The sequence below is a fragment of the Streptomyces dioscori genome (assembly GCF_003024195.1).
Lineage (GTDB): Bacteria > Actinomycetota > Actinomycetes > Streptomycetales > Streptomycetaceae > Streptomyces > Streptomyces dioscori.
In genome coordinates this window covers 908,056-925,070 of sequence record NZ_KZ679038.1, presented here as the reverse complement: position 1 = coordinate 925,070, position 17,015 = coordinate 908,056, and the positions used below count along the sequence as shown (strand labels likewise).

Sequence of the window (17,015 nt, the reverse complement as noted above, 5' to 3'; positions counted from 1 at the left end):
GACCGCCCTTCCTGCGTGCGTCGTGGGCAGCAGGAGGCCCCGGCTGGACGGGGGAGACCAACCGGGGCCGTGTGCGGTGTCCGCGGAGGGCGGTCGCCTCTCGGCGAGTGGCTCCATGGGGCTTCAGCCGAACGATCTTCCCCATGGGCTCTGGGTGAGGCCCGGGGACACTGTCCCCTCCGCGGCCACGTAGAGAAGAACGGCGGACCGCTGCCGCTTGTTCCGTGTTCAGGGCGGTGCGCTCCGTGAGCTGTGGCACACGCGGCGACGAGTGACTGGATCAAGACCTTCCCGGAGGGCGCAGAAGGGCGGACGTCACCGGCTCGGGGAACGGACAGCGCTCGCCACGTATCGCGTCCGGCCGCGGAACACCCCCTGCACGCAGGGACGATGCCGGCTGAGCAGGGTGACCGCGCCGGGCGGCCCGGCGGGCGCGGCAGTCGGCCGATGCCCCGTCGCCGCACCGGAGGGCGCTGTGAGCGCAACGGATGCGCCAGGACCAGACCAGTGCATGTCGGGTTTGTTCGGTATTTCAGATCGCTGCCTTCCGCGTACTTCTTCCGGCTCGGTGTGGCCGACTCGGCTCTGGTTTGACATATTTGCCTACCTAGCTGGGCGCGCTGGAGCCCGTGCTGAGGTTCGCGGGGAGAGCAGTGCGCACAGGCAAAGCCAGAGAGATGCGGAATCTGATCGGTCAGCTGGTCGACGGGCTGGCACTGCCCGTGCCCACGGATCCCGACGCCCTGTTCGCCGCGCTGGTCACGGCCGTGAGCGGGCTGAGAGGCCGTGAGGTCCGGCTCGTGAAGGAGGAGTTCCCGCACCAGACCGCCAGCGGACTGTGGCTCGACCTCCCCGCCTACGACCTCATCGTGGTGGACAAGCGGGCGACGCCGCTGCACCAGCTGGCGATCTTCTTCCACGAGGTGTGGCACATGCTCAAGGGGGACTGCGGCAACCACGTCGTGGGCAAGGCGGTGGCGGCCCACATGGTCTCGACCGGCGCGGAACTTCCCGAACTGCAGGAGCCGGTACGCAAGGTGGCCGCCCGCACGGAGTTCGACCGGCGCGAGGAGGCGGACGCCGAGCGGTTCGGACTGCTGGCGGTCACCCGCTTCCGCGTCTGGCTGGAGGGCGAGGCCGACAGCGCGGCCATGGACCGGGGCAGGATCGCCGGCCGGATCGGTGCGTCGCTGGGACAGCGCAGGCCCAAGGCCTGACCGGTGGACTCCTCGGACTACTACATACCGGCCGTCGCCACGCTGATCGGCCTCGCCGTCAAACTGCCGGGCCTCGTCAGGGACTGGCGCGACCCGCTCGTACGGTCCGTCTGCCTCGTGATCGCTCTCGGCGGCGCGGGCTTCTTCTTCGCCGCCCCGCCCACCATCGCCGCCGTCAACGAGGCCACCGGCACGGCCAACTTCTCCAGCCCGCTGGTGTACGGCATCATCAGCGCCTTCAGTGCCGCCTGTCTGCTGCTGATCGTCCACTGGCGCGGGGGCCCGCCCGAGCACGTACGCAGTGTCTCCCGGCGCTGGCAGGCCGGATACGCCCTGGTCGTCGTCATGCTGGTCGTCCTCTTCGCCCTCGGCGACGCCCCGGTCGACCGGCACACGGACTTCGACACCTACTACGCGACGACCCCGTTCATCCGCGAGATGATCGTGCTCTACCTGGTCGCCCACATGACCGCGGCGCTCGTCACGACGGTGCTGTGCTGGCGCTGGGCGCTCCAGGTGAGCGGATGGCTGCGGGCCGGTCTGTGGATCCTCGTCCTCGGCTGGCTGCTGAACCTGGCCTTCAGCGGCCTCAAACTGGCCGCGGTGGCGGCGCGCTGGGCCGGTCAGGACTGGGGAGCCCTCAGTACGACGCTGGCGCCGCTCCTCTCCGCCCTGTCCGCGCCCTGCGCCACCGTCGGCTTCCTGATGCCCCTCGTGGGCCCCTGGGCGGTCTCCAACTGGCGGGCGGCGGAGACCCATTGCAAGCTCCGCTCCCTGTGGCGCGAACTGGGACGCGTCTCGCCCCGTACACCGCTCGCCGGCCCCATCCCGTGGTACTCCTCGCCCCAGGTCCGCCTCACCCAGCGCGAGGCGGGCATCCAGGACGGACTGAGCCTCGTGGCGCCGTGGTTCGACACCGGGGTCCGTACACGCGCGCGGGCCGCGGCGGTCGCCGCGGGACACACAGACGAGGAGGCCGCCCGGATCGGCCGTGCGGCGATGGTCGCCGCCGCGGTCCGCGCGGCCGGCCGGGGCCTGCCCGCCGCCTCCCGTGTGCTTCCCGACCACGCCGAGATCAGCGCGGTGCGTACCGAACCCGTGGGTGTGTCGGTGGCGCTGCGTTCGTCCCCGATCGTCGCGGCGGCCCGGGAGAGCGGTACCGCCGTCCTGGCCGAGGACGGCGAGAAGTCCCCCACATGAACCACTCGAACCACATGAACTGCTCGAACCGCGTGAACTGCTCGAACCACGTGGTCGACACGCACCGCACAGCCCTCCGTGGCCGCGGAAGGCCGGTGAAGTCGTGGACGTCGTCTTCTACATCCCTGGCGTGATCCTTCTCGTCACGGCCGTCCTCAATCTGCCCGCCATGCGGGGAGCCTGGCGTGACCCCCTGATGGCCGCGAGCATCTCGGTCCTGCTCATCGGCGCGCTCGTGTGCATGCTGTCCGCGCCGCCCACCATCGGTGTCGTCAACGGGCTCACCGGCATCACCAACTTCTCGGCGCCGCTGGTCTATTCGGGAATGTCCGCGCTCAGCGCCAGCTATCTCGTCCTGATGATCGCCTGGAGGGGTGGCGAGCCCGCGCGCGTGGCCCGCGCGTCCCGACTCGTGGTGGGCGCCTACGGGCTGGTGGTCATCGGGATCGTCACGCTCTTCGCCCTGGCCGACGTACCCGTGGAACGGACCCGGGACCTGGACACGTACTACGCCAGGACGCCGTACATGCGGGAGATGATCCTGCTGTACCTGGTGGCGCACACCGCGGCGACCGCCGCCCTCGCGGGCATGTGCCTGGCCTGGCTGCGCAAGGTGCGGGACCTCACCCGCAAGGGTCTGACGCTGATCGCCGTCGGCGTGCTCTTCGACCTGTCGTACCAGATCGCCAAGTACCTGGCCATCGGGGCCCGTTGGGGCGGCCTCGACTGGGACTTCCTCTCCACGAGCCTCTCACCGCCCCTCGTGGCGGTCGCGGGCGTCACCGTCGCCGCCGGTTTCGCGCTGCCGCGCGTCGGCCCCTCCACCGCGGACAACTTCCGCGCCTGGCGGCGGTATCGGCTCCTGCGGCCGCTCTGGCTCGAACTGCGCGACCTGCGGGCACCGGTGGCCGACACCCACTGGTGGGACCTTCCCGTGGTGCGCCTGGTCCAGCAGGAGATCACGATCCTGGACGGCGTCCTGGTGTGCTCGCCCTACCTGGACAACGAGGTCCACAGGGCGGTGGCGCTGGACCACGCGGAGATAGTGGCGGAAGCGGCCATGCTCGCGGCGGCCAGGGTGCATGTCTCCGCGGGTCCCGACGCCGAACTCCCTTCGGACGTCGGCCGGTTGCGGTCGGTGGCGCAGCCCCAGCTGATGGTGCAGCTGGCTCGGGCCCTGTCGTCCTCGCCCGTCGTCGCCGAGGCGCGGCAGCGGGCGGCGCGACAGTGGGCGGCCTGGCAGAAAGCGCGCCACGGCCACGACGATCACGCACACGATCACGACAGGGCCTGACGGGTCCGAGGCGGCCGGTGGGCCCTCTCATGGTTCGATCAACGGGTGGCCGGACCGGGGGAGATACCGGTTCCCGCGCTGCGCACAGCGATCACCCGTACCCGCGCGTCCCGCGTGCCCCAGGCATGCGCCGACGCCGGTCGACAGAGAGGGCCCATCATGGCCGACACGAAGTCCACCGCCCGGCGCCGCGCGATCGTCGTCGGAGGGGGTATGACGGGCATGCTCGCCGCGTCGGTGCTCGCCGGCCACGCGGACGTCACGATCGTCGAACGGGACCTGCTGCCGGACGGCCCACGGCCACGCAAGGGCCTGCCACAGGCCCGGCACGCACATGTCCTGTGGTCCGGTGGGGTCAAGGCACTTGAGGAACTCCTGCCGGGCGTCGTCGACCAGCTCGTCGACCGGGGCGCCCGGAGAACACCCGTCATGGCCGACCTGGTGTCGAAGGCGCCCTCGGGCCAGTGGTTCCGCCGTTTCACCCATGGCAGTCACGTCAGCCTCCTGTGCAGCCGCGATCTGCTCGACGCGGTGATCCGCGCCCGGGTGCTTGCGGATCACCGCGTCACCCTGCGCCAGGAGACCGAACTGCTGTCCCTGGAGGGCGGCGCGCGCCGTGTGTCCGGCGTGCGAATACGTTCGGCGGACACCGAGAGCACGCTCCCGGCCGATCTGGTCATCGACGCCAGTGGCCGGGGCAGCCGGGCCCCCCACTGGCTGCGGGACCTGGGGCTTCCGCCGGTGCAGGAACGCACGGTCGACGCCGGTTTCGGTTACGCCAGCCGGATCTACCGCGCCCCCGGCTCGACCGCCGACGGCTTCCCGATCGTCAACGTCCAGGCCGACCCCCGTCGGCACCCCGGCAGGGGCGGCATCATCACCCCCATCGAGGGCGGCCGTTGGCTGGTGACGCTCGCCGGGACCAGGGGAGGCCGGCCGAGCGCGGACAACGAGCGGTTCGTGCCCTTCGCCCTCGGTCTGCCGCATCCCGTCATCGGTGAACTCCTCGCCGACGCCGAGCCGGAGACGGACGTCGTCACCACCCGCAGCACGGCCAACCGGCGGCGCTACTACGAGAAGGCCGCGCGCTGGCCCGACGGTTTCGCCGTGCTCGGTGAGGCGGTCGCCGGCTACAACCCCGTCTACGGCCACGGGCTGAGCGCCGCCGCGCAGAGCGTCGTCGCGCTGCGCCGCATCCTGGAACGCCAGGATCTCCGTACGCCGGGTACGGGCCGGAGCATCCAGAGGAGCGCGGCGCGGCCGGTCGAGAACGCCTGGAACCTGGCCGTGGGCCAGGACGTTCTCTATCCGGGTGCCAGTGACGAGCCGCCCAGCCGGCTGGAGAAGGCCCTGGCCGCTTTCGTGGACAGGGCGGTCGACGCCGGATCGCGCAACCCTCGCGCCCTGCGCATCCTGCTGGACGTGATGAGCATGGAGAAGCCGCCCTCCCGGCTCCTCATGCCCGACATGCTCGCGCTGGTCTGTCTCGGCCGCAAGAAACCGCACCTCGCGGGCCCGCCGCTGACGGACCGCGAGCGCGAGGCCGCCACCGCCTCCTGACCACCTCGTACTCCTCCTCCGTCCGCCGTCACTCTCTTGACTGGTGACGGCCCCTCTGAGAGGATCGTCACCAGTCAGATAGGTGACGCCGGGTGGACGGTGTCGAGCGGCTCTGAGACGCGGGAGGCCGGGATGGCGCAGGACGAGAAGGTTCGGGTTCCGGATGTCGCCGAGGCGGCACGCCGCGCGCGCTTCGGTGCGCTGCCGGAGAGGGTCCGTCTCGCGGACACCGTCGAGGAGAAGCCGGCCACGGTCGTGGATCCCGCGCGGAACGCGTACAACGACGACGAGTGGCTCGTACGGAACTGCATCTGAGGTCCGTCGCCCGGGAGGCCGCGCGTCCGTGCGTGCGCGCTCGGGCGACGGTCAGTCAGTCGGTGGGTGCGGGTGCGGGTGCGGGTGCCGGTCTGTGCGGCGGGCACCCGCGCCTGCTTCTTGCGGGCTCGGTACGCCGCCGCCTTGAGCTTGTTGCCGCAGGACTCCATGCCGCACCACTGCCGGCGCATCCCCCGGGACCGGTCGATGTAGACGCGGGTGCAGTCGGGATTGCCGCACTCCTTGAGCAGCGGTACGTCCGGACCGCTGAGCACCTCGACGGCGTGCCGTGCCACGGTGGACAGCGCTTCTTCCGCTGTCGCGCTCGTCCGCCGCCCCGCCGCGGTGAGCTGCGGTGTCGCCGGAGGTGTGCGTGCCGCGCCGTTCACCACGGCGAGTGCCCTGCCGCCGAAGGGTTCTCCCAGGCGCCGGGCGGTGACCAGCTCGTAGACGGCCTCCCGTACGGCGACCGCCCGCGCGAGGTCGGACTTCCCGCCGGGCGTGAGGGTGTCGACGATCCCCGCTTCCCGGTACCAGGCGTCCAGCCGCTCCGGTGACGTGAACATCTCGAAGCGCAGGGTGCGACGGGCGCGGAGTGTCGCGGCGAAGTCCAGGGCCGGGTTTCCGCACACGAAGACATGATCCGCATTCACGTCACCATCCTGACAGGTGACGAATGCCTGTGCAAGGTCCGCTCCTGGGATGCGGCCGCAGGGCCCGACCGCAGGACTCGGCCGGGTCCGACGTGCCCCTTGACTTCCCAAGACCCTCGCGCCACATTCCTGACTTCGCATCAGAAACGGGGCGCCGGACACCCGTAGGCCCCGGGGCACAGCACGCTCTCTTCCCTCCCGGTCCATCCCGTCCCTGTCCTTCGTCGTCCGGTTGGAGCGCCCTGTCATGGCCACAAGCGCGGACCCCGCAAGACGTACGAACGGCCCTCGCCCCTCCTTTCCCTCAGGCCCCTCAGGACCGTCGAGGCGCCGGGTACTCGGTGCGGCGACCGGAACCGGTCTCGCGCTCGCCGCCGGGCTCCCCGGTACGGCCCGCGCGGCCGACCTGCCGCCGCTCGGCACGTACGACGTCGTCGTGATCGGGTCGGGCGCGGCGGGAATGACCGCCGCGCTGACGGCCGCGAAACAGGGGCTGAGCTGCGTCGTCGTGGAGAAGGCGGCCACCTTCGGCGGCTCGGCAGCCCGCTCGGGGGCCGGGATCTGGATTCCGAACAACCCGGTGATCCTGGCCGCGGGCGTCCCCGACACCCCGGCGAAGGCGGCGAGCTATCTGGCGGCCGTGGCCGGCCCCGATGTCTCCGCCGACCGCCGACAGGCCTTCCTCGGGCAGGGGCCCGCCATGATCTCCTTCGTCATGGCCAACAGCCCGTTGCGGTTCCGCTTCATGGAGGGCTACAGCGATTACTACCCGGAACTGCCCGGCGGTCTGCCGGGCGGCCGTTCCATCGAACCCGCCCAGCTCGACGGGAACATCCTCGGCGCCGAACTCGCCCGGCTGAATCCCCCGTACCTGCCGGTCCCGAGCGGCATGGTCGTCTTCAGCGCCGACTACAAATGGCTCGCACTGTCCGCGGTCAGCGCGAAAGGAGCCGCCGTCGCCACCGAGTGCCTGGCCCGCGGGACCAGAGCGGCCCTCCTCGGCCAGAAGCCCCTCGCCATGGGCCAGTCGCTGGCGGCCGGCCTGCGCGCCGGACTGCTCGCGGCCCAGGTGCCGGTGTGGCTGAACACCCCGCTCACCGAGCTGTACACGGAGAACGGCACCACCGCGGGAGCCGTGGTGACCAGGAACGGTACGCCCGGTCTGGTCAGGGCGCGGCGGGGAGTGATCGTCGGCTCGGGCGGCTTCGAGCACAACGCGGCCATGCGCGCCCAGTACCAGCGACAGCCCATCGGCACCGCGTGGACGGTCGGCGCGAAGGAGAACACGGGTGACGGAATCCGGGCGGGCCAGCAGGCCGGCGGCGCCCTCGACCTGATGGACGACGCCTGGTGGGGCCCGGCCATCCCGCTGCCCGGCCAGCCGTACTTCTGCCTCGCCGAGCGCACCCTGCCCGGCGGGCTCCTCGTCAACGCCGCCGGAGCGCGCTTCGTGAACGAGGCGGCCCCCTACGGCGATGTCGTGCACACTATGTACGACAAGAACGCGAGCGCCCCGCACATCCCGGCCTGGCTGATCGTCGACCAGAACTACCGCAACCGCTACCTCTTCAAGGACATCGCCCCGACCTTCGTCCTCCCCGACGCGTGGTACGAGTCCGGCGCCGCCCACAAGGCCTGGACACTGGATGCCCTGGCTCAGGGGATCGGCGTACCGGCGGCCGCCCTGCGGGCCACGGTCAACCGCTTCAACAGCCTGGCCCGGAGCGGCACCGACACCGACTTCCACCGCGGCGACAGTGTCTACGACCACTACTACACCGACCCCGCGATCCTCCCGAACTCCTGCCTGGCGCCGCTGTGGCTGGCCCCGTACTACGCCTTCAAGATCGTCCCGGGCGACCTGGGCACCAAGGGCGGGCTGCGCACGGACGCCCGGGCGCGCGTACTGCGCCCGGACGGCTCCGTCGTCCCCGGCCTGTACGCCGCCGGGAACGCCAGCGCGGCCGTCATGGGACACAGCTACGCGGGCGCGGGCTCGACTATCGGACCGGCGATGACGTTCGGCTACATCGCCGCCCGGGACATCGCGGCGGTCGCCGCCGGGTCCTGAAGCCGGGCGGGAGGCCGGCCGGTTGACGGAGATCGGTCGACGGCGGTCGCCTGTCGGTGGTCAGTTGTCGGCCGGTACCGGGGGAGCGGAGTGCCCTGAGGTCGTCGCGGCCAGTTCCTCCGCGGTGCGCGGGCCGGGGGCCGGCGAGGTCAACAGGCCCTGTGCGCGCAGCAGTCCGGCCACCGCGATGCCCCAGGGCAGCCGCAGTCCCGCCTGTTCCAGGAGGTCCGTACGGGCCAGGGTCGCCTCCGCGGGGCCGGTGACCGCTCCGGACGGGGTGAGGAGTGCCGCGTCGTCGGCCCAGCGCAGGGCGAGGTCCACGTCGTGCGTCGCCATCACCACGGTGGTGCCGCTCGCGCGCAGCCCGTCGAGGGTCGCGATCAGCCGCTCCTGACCGTCCGGGTCCAGCCCCGCGGTCGGTTCGTCGAGGATCAGGACGCGTGGCCGCATCGCCACGGCACCCGCGATCGCGGTCCGCTTGCGCTGCCCGTAGGAGAGCAGATGGGTGGGGCGTTCGGCCAGGGCCGAGATGTCCAGCGCGGTGAGCGCCTCGTCCACCCGGGCCCGTACCTCGGTGTCGGGCAGGCCGAGGTTCAGCGGCCCGAACGACACGTCCTGGAAGACGGACGCGGCGAACAACTGGTCGTCCGGGTCCTGCACCACCAGTTGGACGGTCGTGCGCAGCAGGGTCAGGCCCCTGCGGTCGTACCGCACCGGCCGGTCCTCCACGGTCAACTGCCCGCTGTGCGGCCGCAGTCCGCCGCTGAGCAGCCGCATCAGGGTGGTCTTGCCGCTGCCGTTGCGGCCGAGCAGGGCGAGCGCCCGCCCCGCGCGCACCTCGAAGTCGAGGCCGCTGAGCACGGCCGGGCCGTCCTCGTACGCGTAGGACGCGCCCCGCAGGGCGACCAGCACGGGCTCGCTCATCGCAGCGGCCTTTCCAGTACGAAGGTGAGTGCGGCCACCGCCGCGAGCAGCGCGACACTGGCGAGGGTGAAGCGCGCGGAGATCCGGGCCTGAGGCACCAGCACGCGCAGGGTGCCGTCGTAACCGCGTCCGGCGAGTCCGGCCTGCAGTCGGGTCGCCCGGTCGAAGGCCCGCACGAAGGCGGTGGCGCCGAGCCCGGCCAGCGAACGCCAGGTGGCGGCCCGTGTGGTGTGCCCGAGCCGGGCGGCCTGCGCCTCCCTGATCCGGCGTACGGAGTCGAGGAGCAGGAAGCTCATCCGGTACGTCACCAGGGCCACGTCGACGACCGGTGCGGGCACCCCGGCGTTCACCAGCCGCGGCAGCAGGTCGGACAGGGGAGTGGTGAACGCGAACAGGAGCACACCGAGAGAGGCGGCCGAGGTACGCAGCAGGAGTTCCCCGGCGCGTACCGGACCGCCCTCGGCCAGGGTCACGAACCCGTCCGGGCCGCCGACCTGGAGCAGCAGAGGCAGCGCACCGGTCACACAGAAGCCGAGCGGCACCCGGTAGGCACGCCAGAGCCGCCGGCGGGGTACCGCGGCCGGGCCCAGCAGGACGGTGAGGGCGGTCACCAGGACCAGGGCGGCGCCCGGCCAGGGCGGGAGCGAGATCGCCAGTACGGTCAGGCCGAGACCGAGCACGGCCTTGTCCACGGGGTGGCGGCGGCGCCAGCGACTGCTGTGCGCCGCCGCGTCGATCGGCAGCACGAAGGCTCAGGCCCGTTCGGTCAGTCGGTCCGGTCCGGCTCCGGACCCGCCGGTACCGCCGGGCGCCTCCGCCGTCGGGTCCTGGCCGCCCTCCCGCTGCGCCAGGACCCGCAGTTCGCCCTGGCGCCTGCCCCGGCGCAGGCCGAAGTAGTAGGCGAGGACGCCCGCGCCGAGTGCCGCCTGGAGGGCGAACAGCGCCGACTCGATCTCCCCGGACGGCGGCTCGTACAGGGGGGAGAACCACGGCTCGTAGTCCGGCTCGATCTCGGTGATCGCGGTCTCCGCCTCGGCGTCGGCGCCCGCGAACGGCTCCTTCTTGTGGTCGCCCATGCCGAAGACCAGTGGCAGTACGGCGAGTGCGGCCACGACGAGCAGCAGCAGTGCGTTGATCTTCGCGTTACGGCTCATCGGGTCACCGTCCCGGTCGTCTCGTTCGCTTCGTTCGTTTCGTTCGTCTGGTTCGTCGCGTCAGTCCCGTTCGTTCCGGACCGGGACCGCTTGCCGGCCAGGAACACACCGAGCCGGGTCAGTTCGCCCTTGCTGGACTGCACCAGCAGCCGCATCACGAGCACCGTGAGCAGCCCCTCGCTCACCGCGAGCGGTATCTGGGTGACGGCGAAGATCGAGCCGAACTTGCCGAGCGCGCCCAGGAATCCGCTGCTCGGGTCGGGGAACGCGAGGGCGAGCTGCACGCTGGTGACGCAGTAGGTGGACAGGTCGGCGACGAACGCGGCGAAGAACACCGCGACCATCAGCGGCACGTCGAACCGCCGGAGCAGGCGGTAGACCCCGTAGCCGGCCCACGGTCCGACGATCGCCATCGAGAAGACGTTGGCGCCGAGCGTGGTGAGGCCGCCGTGCGCGAGCAGCAGTGCCTGGAAGAGCAGGGTGATGGTGCCCAGGACCGCCATGATCGGCGGCCGGAACAGGATGGCGCCCAGACCGGTGCCGGTGGGATGGGAACAGCTGCCGGTCACCGACGGCAGTTTCAGTGCGGAGAGAACGAAGGTGAAGGCCCCCGACGCGCCGATGAGGAGCGTGCTCTCGGGATGTTCTCTGACCTCACGGGTGAGCGACCGGACTCCGTGGACGACGAACGGCGCCGACGCGACGCCCCAGGCGACCGCGTGCGCCGGAGGAAGGAAACCCTCGGCTATGTGCATGGCTCAGCAGACCCTCTCCAGCACCTCGTGGATGGTTGACGCGCCTTGGCCGGTCTCCTGGCTTACGGGTAAGACCACCCGTGCTCCGCCTTCCCGGGTCCGAGGACCCAGTGGCTGCCCGTGAGGGCCGGAGCCGGACTTCCCGATCACAGTGGCGAGGGCCGCACCGGCATCACACCGATTTCCCGAGCACCAAGGCGTCGTGACAGTAGTGCGCGTAGAGGGGTGGTGACAAGCGGCCCTCGGGGGCGTGAGAGTGGTCACGCGGCGCGCGCCGGTTCTGCCGGTCGGTACGACGCGCCTGTTCAGCCGGCCTGCGCATGGGCCAGCAGTTGCCGCAGATGCCGTGTCGCGGGGTGGCCGGGGCCGAGGCCGCGCTCGCAGTCGGCCAGGGCGTGCGTGTACAACTCGGCACCGCGCGAGGGGTTTCCCGCCCCGTGGTGGGCATGGGCGAGCTCGCAGCGGGAGAGCAGGGTGTCGGGGTGATCGGCGCCCAGGACGCGTTCGCGGTCGGCGAGGGTGCGCTCGTGGAGCGGGACGGCGCGGGCGGGATCTCCCGTCAGCTCGTGCGCGCGGGCGAGATTGTCCCGGCACCGCAGCGTGAGCAGGGCGGTCGGACCCAGGACCCGTTCGCGGGCCGCCAGGGCGCTTTCGTAGAGCGGGACGGCACGATCCGGGTCGCCGTCCGCCTCGTACGCGCCCGCGAGGTTGTTGCGGCAGGTCAGCGTGTGGGGATCGGCGGCGCCCAGGACGCGTTCGCTGTCGGCCAGGTTGCGCTCGGACAGGGCCACGGCCCGTTCGAGGTGTCCTGCCTGCAGACAGGCGCCCGCGAGGTTGTTGCGGGAGCGCAGGGTGTCCGGATGGTCGGGTCCGAGGCCGTGTTCGTGCTCGGTCACCTGACGCTCGAAGAGGTCCACCAGGTCGTCCCCCGCCGGGGCAGGGGACTCCACGGGGTGTCCGTCCTTCGCCGAGGGCGACGGGAGGCCCGCAGGGGACCGGTCCTCCGCGGCCTGTTGCAGCTCCGCGCGCAGCGACCGCATGGTCCCGGCGCATCCCGTGCACGACTGTCCCGACATCTCAACGGCCCCTTTTCCGCGGTCCGTTCCCAGAGTACGTACGGCTCGCGCTTCGCGGGCCCCCTGAACAGGCCACACCGCGGCCGGGCACCGCCTTCCATGACGCCGGGTCACAAGAGAAGGCACGGCGGGGGTGTCGAGGGAGAGGGCCTCCTCAAAAGCCCCCTCCGGCACTTCCGTTACGTGGCCGAGCGTGCGCCAAGTCTTGACGTGCCCCTGGCAAGGTGACTCTATGGGAGCGCTCCCACTTTCCCGTAACCCAAGTTTCTTGGCGCTCACTCCCTGGAGTCGCAGTGAGAAGAACAAGAAGCACGACACGGAAGAACCTCGTCAGCGCGTTCCTCGCCGGGCTGGCCGCACTGCTCGGGCTCGTCGTCCTCGGCGCGCTCGTACCGACCGCCGCACACGCCCAGTTGCCCGGTGACCCGCCCGGGGCGTCTCCGGGCGCCCTCGCCACCGGCCTCCATATCGACGACGGCCGTCTGCTGGAGGGCAACGGCAACGATTTCATCATGCGCGGCGTCAACCACGCCCACACCTGGTACCCGGGTGAGACGCAGTCACTGGCCGACATCAAGGCACTCGGGGCCAACTCCGTCCGCGTCGTCCTCTCCGACGGCCACCGCTGGAGCAAGAACAGTCCCGAGGACGTGGCCGCCGTCATCGCCCAGTGCAAGGCCAACCGGCTGATCTGCGTACTGGAGGTGCACGACACCACCGGTTACGGCGAGGACGCGGCGGCCGGCACGCTCGACCACGCGGCCGACTACTGGATCGGGCTCAAGAGCGTGCTCACCGGCCAGGAGAACTACGTCATCGTCAACATCGGCAACGAGCCCTGGGGCAACACCGACCCCGCGGGCTGGACCGATCCCACGATCGCCGCCGTCAAGAAGCTGCGCGCCGCCGGGTTCGAGCACACCATCATGGTGGACGCGCCCAACTGGGGCCAGGACTGGCAAGGAGTCATGCGGGCCAACGCCCAGGCCGTCTACGACGCCGACACCACCGGCAACCTCATCTTCTCGATCCACATGTACAGCGTGTTCGACACCGCCGCGGAGATCACCGACTACCTGAACGCGTTCGTCACCGCAAGACTCCCCATCGTCATAGGGGAGTTTGGCGGTCCGGCCGACCAGTGGGGCGACCCGGACGAGGACACCATGATGGCCACGGCGCAGCAGTTGCGCCTCGGTTACCTCGCCTGGTCCTGGAGCGGCAACACCGACCCGATCCTGGACCTCACGATCGGCTTCGACCCCACACAGCTCAGCTCCTGGGGCCAGCGCATCTTCAACGGCGCCAACGGCATCGCCCAGACCTCCAAGGAAGCCACCATCTACGGCGGTGGCACCCCGGGTGACACCCAGGCCCCGACCGCGCCCGGCACCCCGGGTGCCTCCGCCGTGGCGGCCACCTCGGTGACCCTCACCTGGACCGCCGCCACCGACAACGTGGGTGTCACCGCCTACGACATCGTGCGGGTCAGCGGCAGCAGCGAGACCACGGTCGCCGCGGCCACCACCAACACCGCCACCGTGACCGGGCTCACCGCGAACACGGCGTACACCTTCGCCGTCTACGCACGTGACGCGGCCGGAAACCGCTCGGCGCGCTCCGCCACGGTGAATGTCACCACCGCCGACGGCGGCAGCACGCCCGGCGCGAGCTGCTCCGTCGGCTACCGCGTCAGCAACGAGTGGCCCGGCGGCTTCCAGGGCGAGATCACCATCCGCAACACGGGCACCGCCGCGATCAGCGGCTGGAAGCTGGTCTTCGCCTTCGCCAACGGCCAGACGGTCTCCAACATGTGGGGCGGTACCCCGACCCAGAGCGGCGCCTCGGTGAGTGTCGCCAACGCCTCGTACACCGCCACCATCCCCGCGAGCGGCTCGGTCGCCGTCGGCTTCACCGCCAACAAGGGCACCGTGAACGCGGCCCCGACCGCGTTCACCCTCAACGGCGCCACCTGCGCCACCGGCTGACCGGCAGTCACCGCCCGGCGGCCGTGGGCCGGCAGCCACTGGCCGGCGGGGTCACCGCGCCCCGTCGGCCGGCCGGGCGCCGGGTGGTGGTCAGGCAGTGGCTTCCGCGGCGGCGGCCTGTTCCGTGGTGGCGGCGGCGGGCGCGGCCTTGGACGTCGTGTAGAAGACGGACGATCCCTGCTTGCTGCGCTGGACCTGGCCCTTGGCGACGAGTCCTTCCACCGTGGTGCGTACGACCTTGGGCTTGATCTCGCGCTCGGGATGGGCCTCCGCCAGCGCCGTGGCGACCTCGGCGGACGAGCGCGGCTCGGACTGCCGGCCCAGGTGTTCGCGGATCAGCTCGACCAGCGTGGGCTTCGCGGCGGCCGGCTTCGAGGCAGCGGCCTCGGCCGTGACGGACTTCGCTCCGGTCTTCGAAGGGGCGGTCTTCGAGACGGTGGACTTCGATGCGGTGGACTTCGCAGTCGCGGGCTTTGCGGTGGCGGGCTTCGCCGCGGCGGCCTTCGAGACAGGGGCCTTCGAGGCCGACTTGGTGGTGGCCTTCGAGGCGGCCGGCTTGGCGGCCGACTTCGTGGTGGTGGCCTTCTTGCGTCCGCCCGCCGTGGCCTGACGCGGGACCGAAGGCGCGGTCGCGGAGCCACTCTTGGCGTTCGCGGCGGCCTGGTCGGCGCCCAACGCCCGCTGCAGCTCGGCCAGCAGGGTCTGGTCGTGCTGCAGAGCACCCAACTGCTCCTGGAGCGCCTCCACTTCGGCGCCGATACGTTCCTGCTCCTTGGTGTTGCGTTCGAGGTCCGCGGACACCTGGGCGGCGTACTGGGACTTGAGCTCCGTGGCGGCCGACTCGACTTCGGACATGGCAGTTACCTTTCCTCGTCATCGTGTGCTGCTGGAGCCGGATGCTACTCGCATCATCAGGCCATGATCCCGAAGTTGTCAGGACCGTCCCCGCGGTTACATGGCTCCTGACACACTGTCGCGGGCCACAAAGGCGCAGGCGGCGAGGTGTGCGAGAGACACCTGACCACACACGTGGAGGCATGTCTCGAATTCAACCTTCAAGGTGACTTTACGAACTGACCGACCGGTGCACGAACCGGAACCGCGCCACTCCTCGACCGGGTCCTCGACCGGGCTGACGACGCACCTCACGACGACGGAGGTGCGGGCCGGGAGGGTGTGCGGGAGAGCTGCGCGTGGGGAAGGCAACAACGTCGGCTGAGACGCGGGGAAGTGGACGTCGGCCGAGGTGCAGAGACGTCGGCGGAGGTGCAGAGATGTCGGCGGAGGAGAGGTGTTGGCGTTCGGCCCCGTACGTCAGAGGCGGCTGTCCTCTGTTTCGCCGAGGGAGCTGTCGGGCTTGCCCAGGGACCAGCCGGAGACGTCCGTGAGGCGCCCTCGCCACAGAGGCATCACGACAGGGCCGCCCGCCGCGACGGCGCTGGTGGCGTCGCGCAGGTGGATCCACTGCGGCAACCGCTGCGGGATCGGACGCCCCTGCTTGTCGGAGACGGCCTCGTCCACCTGCTCGGGGAACCGCTCAAGGAGCTGTGCTCCGGGTCCGTCGACACCGCGCAGGCTGCGCGCCCAGTCGGTCTTCCACGCCTTGTGCGAGATGAGGTCGCCGTAGAGGAGACCACCCCCGATGAACAGGGTGATCGGCAGCGCCGCCTGCGGGTCCTGACCGACCAGTCGTACCAGCATCTGCAGCTGGAGATCCGGTACGGGCTCGGTCACGATCGGCGCGGCCGACTCCCGGAGCGGGTCCTGCTCGTCACTCACGGCGTTGCTTGTCCCTTCGATCCGTCACGTGTGGTGTGTCCCGCGCGGTCGCGACCGTCACGCGGCGAGCAGTCCGGCGCGGAGCCGGTTGAGGGTGCGCGTCAGCAGACGGGAGATGTGCATCTGGGAGAGGTTCAGCTCGCGGCCGATCTCCGCCTGGGTCATCTCCCGGCCGAAGCGCATCTCGATGATGGTCCGCTCCCGGTCGTCGAGCTGCTGCAGCAGGGGCGCGAGCGTGTGCAGGTCCTCGAAGAGGTCCATCGCCGGGTCTTCCTCGCCCAGGGTGTCCGCGTACTTCGGGCCGCCGTCGGTGGAGTCGTCGTCGCCACCGGGAGTGTCGATCGAGCCGGCCACATAACCGTTGGCGGCGACCAGACCCTCTATGACCTCTTCCTCGCTCAGGTCCAGATGGACGGCGAGTTCCTTGACCGTCGGCGGGCGGTTCAGCGTGGCGGCGAGGGCTTCCTTGCTCTTGGCGAGCGAGACACGCAGCTCCTGCAGGCGCCGCGGGACGTGCACGGCCCAGGTGGTGTCCCGGAAGAAGCGCTTGATCTCGCCGACGATGTAGGGGATCGCGAAGGAGGTGAACTCGACCTCGCGCGACAGGTCGAAGCGGTCGATCGCCTTGATCAGGCCGATCGTGCCGACCTGGATGACGTCCTCCATGTCACCGCTGCCCCGGTTACGGAACCGGCGGGCCGCGAAACTGACCAGGGACAGGTTCATCTCGATCAGGGTGTTGCGGGCGTACTGGTATTCGTGGGTGCCCTCTTCCAGCTCCTGCAGCCGGTCGAGGAACAGCCGGGACAGCACCCGCGCGTCCTTGGGAGCGACCTTGCCGCCGTCCTCGATCCACGGCAGGTCGCCCGCGGCCTCCTGCACGCCCGTGCTGCAGTCAGATGCCTCGCGGGTGTTCACGGAGGTAGTCACGGTGCCGCCTTAACTAGAAAGCAAGTTGGTCGTCTCCTGCCCGGCTTCCTCAAGAGCATGTCTGCTCAACCCCGGTCAATTACGAAGGCGTCCGTCCAT

Annotated in this window: 14 protein-coding genes, 1 pseudogene and 1 riboswitch; of the genes and pseudogenes, 6 read left to right on the top strand and 9 right to left on the bottom strand. The window is 70.9% G+C overall.

Annotated elements, in window-relative coordinates; all coding sequences use genetic code 11:
- The first annotated feature begins 677 nt into the window (after positions 1-677).
- The 4 genes from C6Y14_RS04060 (at position 678) to C6Y14_RS04045 (ending at position 5,271) form a co-directional block, all read left to right on the top strand.
- The gene (locus tag C6Y14_RS04060; RefSeq protein WP_107015007.1) at positions 678-1,217 is read left to right on the top strand and encodes a toxin-antitoxin system, toxin component; all 540 of its coding nucleotides are present in this window, start codon (positions 678-680) and stop codon (positions 1,215-1,217) included.
- A gap of 3 nt (positions 1,218-1,220) precedes the next feature.
- On the top strand, positions 1,221-2,417 hold the full coding sequence (locus C6Y14_RS04055; protein WP_107015006.1) for an MAB_1171c family putative transporter: 1,197 nt from the start codon (positions 1,221-1,223) through the stop codon (positions 2,415-2,417).
- A gap of 130 nt (positions 2,418-2,547) precedes the next feature.
- Positions 2,548-3,711, top strand: coding sequence for a DUF6545 domain-containing protein (locus tag C6Y14_RS04050; RefSeq protein WP_159074160.1), 1,164 nt, complete (start codon positions 2,548-2,550; stop codon positions 3,709-3,711).
- A gap of 159 nt (positions 3,712-3,870) precedes the next feature.
- Positions 3,871-5,271, top strand: a complete 1,401-nt coding sequence (locus tag C6Y14_RS04045) for an FAD-dependent oxidoreductase (RefSeq protein ID WP_107015004.1) — start codon at positions 3,871-3,873, stop codon at positions 5,269-5,271.
- Positions 5,272-5,681: 410 nt separating this feature from the next.
- Here C6Y14_RS04045 and C6Y14_RS04035 read toward each other — a convergent pair.
- Positions 5,682-6,239 (bottom strand): annotated as a pseudogene (locus tag C6Y14_RS04035) (CGNR zinc finger domain-containing protein); the annotation flags it as partial.
- A 247-nt stretch (positions 6,240-6,486) separates the two neighbouring features.
- On the opposite strand from C6Y14_RS04035, the gene kstD reads away from it, so the two are divergent.
- On the top strand, positions 6,487-8,310 hold the full coding sequence (kstD, locus tag C6Y14_RS04030) for a 3-oxosteroid 1-dehydrogenase (RefSeq protein WP_107015003.1): 1,824 nt from the start codon (positions 6,487-6,489) through the stop codon (positions 8,308-8,310).
- Positions 8,311-8,370: 60 nt separating this feature from the next.
- On the opposite strand, the gene C6Y14_RS04025 is transcribed toward kstD, so the two are convergent.
- The 5 genes from C6Y14_RS04025 to C6Y14_RS04005 form a co-directional block, all read right to left on the bottom strand.
- On the bottom strand, positions 8,371-9,234 hold the full coding sequence (locus tag C6Y14_RS04025) for an energy-coupling factor ABC transporter ATP-binding protein (RefSeq protein WP_107015002.1): 864 nt from the start codon (positions 9,232-9,234) through the stop codon (positions 8,371-8,373).
- Positions 9,231-9,980, bottom strand: a complete 750-nt coding sequence (gene cbiQ / locus C6Y14_RS04020) for a cobalt ECF transporter T component CbiQ (RefSeq protein ID WP_107015001.1) — start codon at positions 9,978-9,980, stop codon at positions 9,231-9,233. Before cbiQ ends, C6Y14_RS04025 begins: the two co-directional genes overlap by 4 nt.
- A gap of 6 nt (positions 9,981-9,986) precedes the next feature.
- Positions 9,987-10,388, bottom strand: coding sequence for an energy-coupling factor ABC transporter substrate-binding protein (locus C6Y14_RS04015; RefSeq protein WP_225890871.1), 402 nt, complete (start codon positions 10,386-10,388; stop codon positions 9,987-9,989).
- Positions 10,385-11,143 (bottom strand): energy-coupling factor ABC transporter permease, encoded by a 759-nt coding sequence (locus C6Y14_RS04010; RefSeq protein WP_107015000.1) that lies wholly within the window; start codon positions 11,141-11,143, stop codon positions 10,385-10,387. The genes C6Y14_RS04015 and C6Y14_RS04010 overlap by 4 nt, the downstream gene beginning before the upstream one ends.
- Positions 11,144-11,173: 30 nt before the next feature.
- Positions 11,174-11,355: riboswitch (cobalamin riboswitch) on the bottom strand.
- Between the two features lie 93 nt (positions 11,356-11,448).
- Complete coding sequence (locus tag C6Y14_RS04005; RefSeq protein WP_107014999.1) at positions 11,449-12,219, bottom strand: tetratricopeptide repeat protein; 771 nt, start codon at positions 12,217-12,219, stop codon at positions 11,449-11,451.
- Positions 12,220-12,512: 293 nt separating this feature from the next.
- On the opposite strand from C6Y14_RS04005, the gene C6Y14_RS04000 reads away from it, so the two are divergent.
- Positions 12,513-14,207, top strand: a complete 1,695-nt coding sequence (locus C6Y14_RS04000; RefSeq protein ID WP_107014998.1) for a cellulase family glycosylhydrolase — start codon at positions 12,513-12,515, stop codon at positions 14,205-14,207.
- A 90-nt stretch (positions 14,208-14,297) separates the two neighbouring features.
- Here C6Y14_RS04000 and C6Y14_RS03995 read toward each other — a convergent pair whose 3' ends face one another.
- The 3 genes from C6Y14_RS03995 to C6Y14_RS03985 form a co-directional block, all read right to left on the bottom strand.
- On the bottom strand, positions 14,298-15,062 hold the full coding sequence (locus C6Y14_RS03995; RefSeq protein ID WP_107014997.1) for a hypothetical protein: 765 nt from the start codon (positions 15,060-15,062) through the stop codon (positions 14,298-14,300).
- A gap of 459 nt (positions 15,063-15,521) precedes the next feature.
- The gene (locus C6Y14_RS03990) at positions 15,522-15,986 is read right to left on the bottom strand and encodes a hypothetical protein (RefSeq protein WP_107014996.1); all 465 of its coding nucleotides are present in this window, start codon (positions 15,984-15,986) and stop codon (positions 15,522-15,524) included.
- Positions 15,987-16,043: 57 nt separating this feature from the next.
- Complete coding sequence (locus C6Y14_RS03985; RefSeq protein ID WP_107014995.1) at positions 16,044-16,916, bottom strand: SigB/SigF/SigG family RNA polymerase sigma factor; 873 nt, start codon at positions 16,914-16,916, stop codon at positions 16,044-16,046.
- Positions 16,917-17,015: the final 99 nt, after the last annotated feature.